This window comes from Vibrio sp. 1F279, assembly GCF_041439815.1.
Taxonomy (GTDB): Bacteria; Pseudomonadota; Gammaproteobacteria; order Enterobacterales; family Vibrionaceae; genus Vibrio; species Vibrio tasmaniensis_A.
In genome coordinates, this window is sequence record NZ_JBGOOU010000077.1 from 1 (window position 1) to 6,326 (window position 6,326).

General features: G+C 41.1%; 7 protein-coding genes and 1 pseudogene. 3 read left to right on the plus strand and 5 right to left on the minus strand.

Annotated elements, in window-relative coordinates:
- Positions 1–743: 743 nt before the first annotated feature.
- Positions 744–1,622, plus strand: a pseudogene (locus ACED60_RS24955) (IS630 family transposase); the annotation flags it as partial.
- 209 nt (positions 1,623–1,831) lie between these two features.
- Here ACED60_RS24955 and ACED60_RS24960 read toward each other — a convergent pair.
- The 5 genes from ACED60_RS24960 to ACED60_RS24980 all read right to left on the minus strand — a co-directional run bounded on the left by ACED60_RS24960 (position 1,832) and on the right by ACED60_RS24980 (position 4,892).
- Entirely contained in the window at positions 1,832–2,248 is a 417-nt protein-coding gene (locus ACED60_RS24960; protein WP_305368090.1) for a VOC family protein, read from the minus strand.
- Between the two features lie 36 nt (positions 2,249–2,284).
- Entirely contained in the window at positions 2,285–2,761 is a 477-nt protein-coding gene (locus tag ACED60_RS24965; RefSeq protein WP_102573270.1) for an N-acetyltransferase, read from the minus strand.
- Between the two features lie 139 nt (positions 2,762–2,900).
- Positions 2,901–3,347, minus strand: coding sequence for a DUF4262 domain-containing protein (locus ACED60_RS24970; RefSeq protein WP_305368091.1), 447 nt, complete (start codon positions 3,345–3,347; stop codon positions 2,901–2,903).
- A 94-nt stretch (positions 3,348–3,441) separates the two neighbouring features.
- Positions 3,442–3,957, minus strand: a complete 516-nt coding sequence (locus ACED60_RS24975; RefSeq protein WP_305368093.1) for an NUDIX hydrolase — start codon at positions 3,955–3,957, stop codon at positions 3,442–3,444.
- Positions 3,958–4,295: 338 nt separating this feature from the next.
- Positions 4,296–4,892 carry a tyrosine-type recombinase/integrase gene (locus ACED60_RS24980; RefSeq protein WP_070967984.1) on the minus strand — a complete coding sequence of 199 codons (597 nt, stop codon included), beginning with the start codon at positions 4,890–4,892 and terminating at the stop codon, positions 4,296–4,298.
- A gap of 234 nt (positions 4,893–5,126) precedes the next feature.
- On the opposite strand from ACED60_RS24980, the gene ACED60_RS24985 reads away from it, so the two are divergent.
- On the plus strand, positions 5,127–5,747 hold the full coding sequence (locus ACED60_RS24985; protein ID WP_305368094.1) for a DJ-1/PfpI family protein: 621 nt from the start codon (positions 5,127–5,129) through the stop codon (positions 5,745–5,747).
- Entirely contained in the window at positions 5,744–6,178 is a 435-nt protein-coding gene (locus tag ACED60_RS24990; protein ID WP_305368095.1) for a MarR family winged helix-turn-helix transcriptional regulator, read from the plus strand. Before ACED60_RS24985 ends, ACED60_RS24990 begins: the two co-directional genes overlap by 4 nt.
- The last annotated feature ends 148 nt before the right edge of the window (positions 6,179–6,326 follow it).

Sequence of the window (6,326 nt, forward strand, 5' to 3'; positions counted from 1 at the left end):
TCATTTTTTGGTGAGCTTTCGTGCCCAGCGGCGAAACGCTGGTCGCTGAACATCGGTTTAGAGAGAGTTGGGCTTGAGTGTCGTTGTGCCATGAGGAGTTTCCTTTCTGTTTGAGTATCACTTTATGGAGCCGCTTGGCTGTCCCTACCTCAAACAGGGTTCTTCTCTGCAGGGGCGCGAAGCGTTCATTCACCCTTGCAGAGAAGGTTCTGATTTAGGAGGGTCAACAGCCTGCGAGCCCCATCAAATGATGCGAGTCGAAAGGAAAACCGGCACATAAGGCAACAAGCCCTTACTCGAACTTAATGGATGTCAGTGAAAGGAGTGAGAAGGTACGACGAACGGCAACGAGGAAGAATGACGAGGCGCTGGCGTTCAGGATTGCAGCGATATCCTTTTAGATAGGGGCTGTAGAGAGGCACATTCTGAGGCGGCACGCAGTGACTCATCAGGGTGATGCCACTCTTAGGCCATAGGTGAAAGATACAAGCAAAAAGCCTTGCCCAAAGGGTAACGCCCAAGTCCACCATAGTTTTTAAGGTAGTGAATTGCTAAATAAAAAAAGGGGGGGTTCCCCGCAATTATCACAAAAATAAGACGTTCAAAATGCCAACAATACTCAGCCTTACATTTAAGGTGAAGAATTACTGATAGACCAACAAACATATAAAACTCAAATAAATCCTCAGTTTATATATACCCGTGATCATTGAAGATGCTTGATTTTCTTTAGAATCAGGATCATGCTACGAACCATGAAAATTACACTGACTCCTCAACAGAAACTACAACTCGGACAAATGCACGACAATGAACGTGACAGTCGAGTTTGCGACCGTATTAAGGCTGTTTTGCTAGCTTCTGAAGACTGGAGTCAGACTATGATTTCACAAGCCCTTCGTATTCATGAATCGACCGTTGCACGTCACCTCAGTGACTACGTTCTTTCTGAAAAACTTAAGCCTGAAAATGGCGGAAGCCAAAGTAAACTTTCTTCTACTCAAACCATGCACCTAATCGAGCATTTGACTGAGAAAACCTATTCTCATACTCATCAAATTGTCGCCTATGTTAAAGAGACATTTGGACTTGATTACACGGTTTCTGGTATGAACAAATGGCTTCACCACAATGGCTTTAGCTACAAGCAGCCGAAAGGCGTTCCACACAAGTTTGATGAAGCAAAACAACAAGCCTTCATAGATGATTATAAATCACTAAAGGCAAGCTGTGGCAAGGGTGAAACGATAGTTTTTATCGACGCTGTTCACCCAACCTTATCAACCAAAATATCTCATGGCTGGATACGTACTGGTCAGGATAAAGTGATTGAAACAACGGGTAATCGCAGCAGGTTGAACATTATTGGTGCACTGAACCTGTCGGATATTGGTGCCACCATTGTTCACGATTACGAAAGCATTAACAGTGAAAGTATTGTTCGCTTTTTCTGTAAGTTAAGAGAGAGCTATCTGTTAGCCCATAAGCTTCATATCATCTTAGATGGTGCAGGATCTCACCGCAGTGACTTAGTCAAAGATGCGGCGTTTGTCCTAAATATCGAACTGCATTATCTTCCACCTTATAGCCCAAACCTAAACCCAATAGAGTGGCTATGGAAATGTAGGGTAAACTCACATTAACAAGAGATGAATGAGCACTTATTCTGAATGACTTTGGGGCAGATCTTAGCTAGCAGGCACTTTGAGAGAAAAGTGCCACGTGTATAATTTCAGCTCTATGAAGCCTCTGGACAAAACCTTGTTAGCTTAAATGACTTAGTTGCATCAAGATCAGGTATGAAAAAGTATCTTGAAACCATAGTCTATTGTTATGTGCGTTGCTCCATTTCTGCTTTATAGAGCTCTGAACCTACAGCTATCTCCCACAAGTACCCATCAGGATCAGAGAAGTAACCTGAAAAACCACCCCAAAACACAGGCTGCCCTTGCTTTACGATTTTCCCACCATTTGCATCTGCCTTGTTCAGAAGACTAAGCACTTCACGAGAAGAGTCGACATTTCTAGCCAGTGTAATACCGGCAAAACCTGAACCATCTGGTTCAACACCAACATCTTTAGCTAATTCGGGTTTAGAAAATAAAGCTAACTCCGGACCATCAACATTCATGAATACAATTTCATCAGATTTATAATCTGTACGCTCTAACCCAAGCACCGCTTCATAAAACTTTGCTGAGGACTCGATATTTGATACGCCCAGCGTGATGATTGATAGTTTTTTCATATTTTGCTCCGAGCATATAACTGATTAAATTGTTTGTTAGGTGCGTAGCAAAAGCTGGTAAAAGTCTGTTTCATCGTGTTTGGGATTCTTGCGCACAAACTCCCAACCATGGCGCTTATAGAATGTGAGAGCTCGATGGTTAGTTCGGCTTACTGAAAGTACAGCACGCGAACAACCCGTTTTACTCAAAGTGCTTACAATATAATCCTGCAATTTTGCAGCGAGTCCTGAACCACGAAAATTAGGCTTTAAGTAAATGAGATGTACATAGCCAGTCTCCGGCTCGGGTGAAAAGCTACGAAACTCTAACTGCCCTGCAAACTGACCATCCACAAATATATGGATATAGAACCATCCTGATGTTGCTAACCGGTCTAATACTCGTTCACGATAACCACTGATGAAGTCTTCGAAACCGTCGTAATGCCCAAAACTACAAAAGTATGCATCTTTTCTCGCAGCAACGCACAATTCGAAATCATCAATGTTTATCTGCTGAAAAGCAATTTCCATACTTACCTTTTCCTTCGAGCACCTGACGCCAAATTAAGTAGTGAGCAACGCCACCACCTTACCTAAAGCATTGTGCCGTAAACACTAGAGTTGATCCAAACCGAAAATGCCAAGCATTACGAATCTGCTTAAATTATTGTTAGTTTGCATATAGCTTAGGTAAAAACCATTTAAAATCTGCTGATGCTTCAGAATCCCAAGGCCAAACACCAGAAGTATCTGGGTAGATGAACTGGAGGACTTTAAAGTTATTACCTTTGTAAAGCCAGTTAGTCCAACCAAAGTATTCTGCGTAGTATTCTGGACTTACTTCTTTGAAAGTTATATCAAATCCTTCAAGGAAGCCTGAATAGTATTCATTTGGTTTAAATATCTCACCAGCTTTAACTCTATTGTTGTATTCGTTTGCAATCCAATGTGCTACCTCTTGATTTAAACCGGTGATTATTATCTCTGGTTGACTGCTTGTTTTCTCTATGCCAATTGAATAAGAGAATCCTGGGTACTCATCCTCTGCCATGATATGGAGAATATGACATCCATACTGCTCTATATCTTTAAGAGCTTTTTCTTCGTATTGATCCATAGTCTACCTTTGTAAAACTAACGCCCAATTAAGTAGCTGACAACGCTACCAATACACTCAAATTGAACACCGAAATCACTTAAGCTGAACCGAACTAAAAATGCCAAGCGTTGACAGTCTGCTTAAATTGCTTGTATGCTGCGCTCTCATTTAGCTTGATGTACCTTGTTTCAGGCGGTAAATCTAATAAGCCTGAGCATAAAAACCTAGGTCTAATATCGATGTTTGCTAAATCAGTTAATGGGAACCAGCGAAACTCTAAATCTACGTCAGACTCTATACCACGAAAAGCCTCGGTTTTTGGCAACTTCTGTGGAGAACTCAAACGCACCAAAAAGTAATTGGCTAATTCGTGATACTTTTTACCAGAAAATTCAAAAAAGCTTTCAACATACCAAAGGTGTCTTTCAACAACTGAGTCGATAGATAACTCTTCAAGCAGTTCTCTTTTCAATGTATCGTCTGAGTTTTCAAAAAACTCTACTTTACCGCCCGGTAATGCCCAAAAAGGATCGCCTACAAGTCTATGCAACAACACATGATCTTCATCAATTATCACGGCAGCACTACGACAATTAAATCGAGCGTTGCCTTGGTCAAATCTCAACATTTTTACTCCTAGCAGCATAACAGCTATATTAGACAGAATAATTCTGTACTTAAATATAGAATTATTCTGTCTAGTATCTTAATAACGTAAAACATACATCTGTTTTACTATGAATAACAATAGTTTAACTTCTACAGTTCCGTACCTACATCACTAAATACAGATTTTTCTGTATAGCATGAATTGATCGGCAAAATATGTTCAAGCCTGATGCACGAATAAGTGTTAGACGATTTGCCAGCAAGCAGTTGCCACAATAGTTCTCATGCTAAATTCATACGTTCTAAACACATATTGGGGCACAGGCTTTTCAGAAGAAAAGCCTGTTTCAGCACCTGTCAGCAGTCTGTTTTCTCAGACAACCTCAGAGCGTCTTCTAGTTCAACGCCAAGGTATCGAATTGTGTTATCTAGCTTCGAATGTCCAAGTAAAATCTGTACGGCCCTGATGTTTTTCGTTCTGGCATATATTAACGTGGCTTTGGTGCGGCGCATGGAATGAGTGCCGTAATAGTCAGCATTCAGTCCCAGTTTTACAGCCCAGTTCCTGATAATTGAACGATAGAATGAGTAGCTGATAGGTTGCCCAAAGCGTCGGCTACTCGGGAATAGAAAGCTGCTTGCCTCTAGGGATGCTGCAAAAATCCATCGGCTAATACTTTGCTGTGTTCTCGGAGTAATCTCATAGTGGACATCGGTTCCAGTTTTTTGCTGGATGCACTGAACCCTTTCATAGATAACCCCTTGCGAAGAAACATCGTAAACGTGTAGCTTTAGTAAGTCACTCGCTCTTAATTTGCTATCTATAGCTAGGTTCAGTAATGCGAGCTGCATCAGATCATTTTCAATCTCCAGCCTAGTTCTGATCCGCCAGATCTCTTCAAGCTTAAATGGCCTTTTGATGCCACTGCATTTTCCAGAAGATAACTTTCTCATGATGACCTCCTCTCAGTGTTTTGGTCAACATGAAGTTTGGCCGTCAAATTTAGTAGGGTTTAGGAAGCTCTTAAATGTCGGTGGACAGAAACTGAAAGGCTGAACTCTGAGATATCAACTTAATTAATGTAAAGTTTGTGAGATTGTATGCAACTCCCATTGAATTTCTTCCCTTGCAATTGTGACAGCGAGCTGACACCATGTAAGCCTGTTGTCATTTTTGAGGTGTAATTTATGAAGGAATCTATTTATCTAGCTGTATATGACGGAATCTCTGATTGGGAGTATGGGTATGTCTTGGCTCATATCAACTCTCAAGAGTTTCAAGCTTTCCCTGACAGGTTTGAAATAAAGACGGTTGGGCGAAATAAAGAATCGATTAGAACTAAAGGTGGATTAACTGTCGTGCCAGATTTATCTCTCGATAAGCTAAATCCCTCTGATGGTAAAATGCTTATTCTTTGTGGTTCAGATAATGCTGCTACAGGCGGCATCGATGATTTTATCGATGTAGCCAAGCGTTTTATCGACAATGGTATTTGTGTTGCAGCTATCTGTGGTGCAACCGCTGCTTTAGCGAGAAAAGGTATATTAGATAATGTTCCGCATACTAGTAATGCAAAAGAATTTCTGGAAATGACAGGATATGCAGGTAGCCAGAACTATATCCAAGAACCCGTTGTATCGACAGACTATTTGATCACCGCAGGGGGTATTGAACCTATTGCTTTTGCGGCAGAGATATTCAGGAAGTTGGAGATCTATTCTGAAACTACGCTAGATTCTTGGTTGAAATTATTCGAACAGCGGGACATAACTGGTTTTTACGAGTTAATGGAGAATTCCCTTCAATGAGTGACCCAAGACATGACCTCAGTACTTTGGCCCTAACTATTTTTTCTTTAAATGGTCAGTTTTTATCAATAGCCGAGAATATTGCTTCTCGGGCAGATCTCACCGCAACTCGCTGGCAAGTGTTGGGGGCTCTTGTTAATGATCCTCTTACACAAGCTGAAGTCGCACGTCAAATGGGGATCACACGTCAAAGCGTTCAAAGAACCAGCAAACAGCTTACCGATGAAGGTATGTTAGAAACATTAGCAAATCCATCTCATCAAAAGGCTATGCTACTTCAGTTAACGCCAAAAGGTCATAATGCTCTGTCAAAAATAAGACCATTTCATAAAGCATATGCTGAGCAACTAATTGAAACGGTTGGGGAAGAAAAAGTAGCTGAAATGGTTAAAGCCATAACTGAGCTATCAACCGCAATGAAAAGCCTTTAATCTATATGAGTGATACAGGGCGCCAATCATGAGAAAATGTAATCTGATTTCAGTGGCACGATTCACCAACGAATAATCACTCTAACGCGGAATGGGGCATTTCTGAGGTAGAATGTACCACGGGTAAAAATTCAGCCTGTGAAGGTTT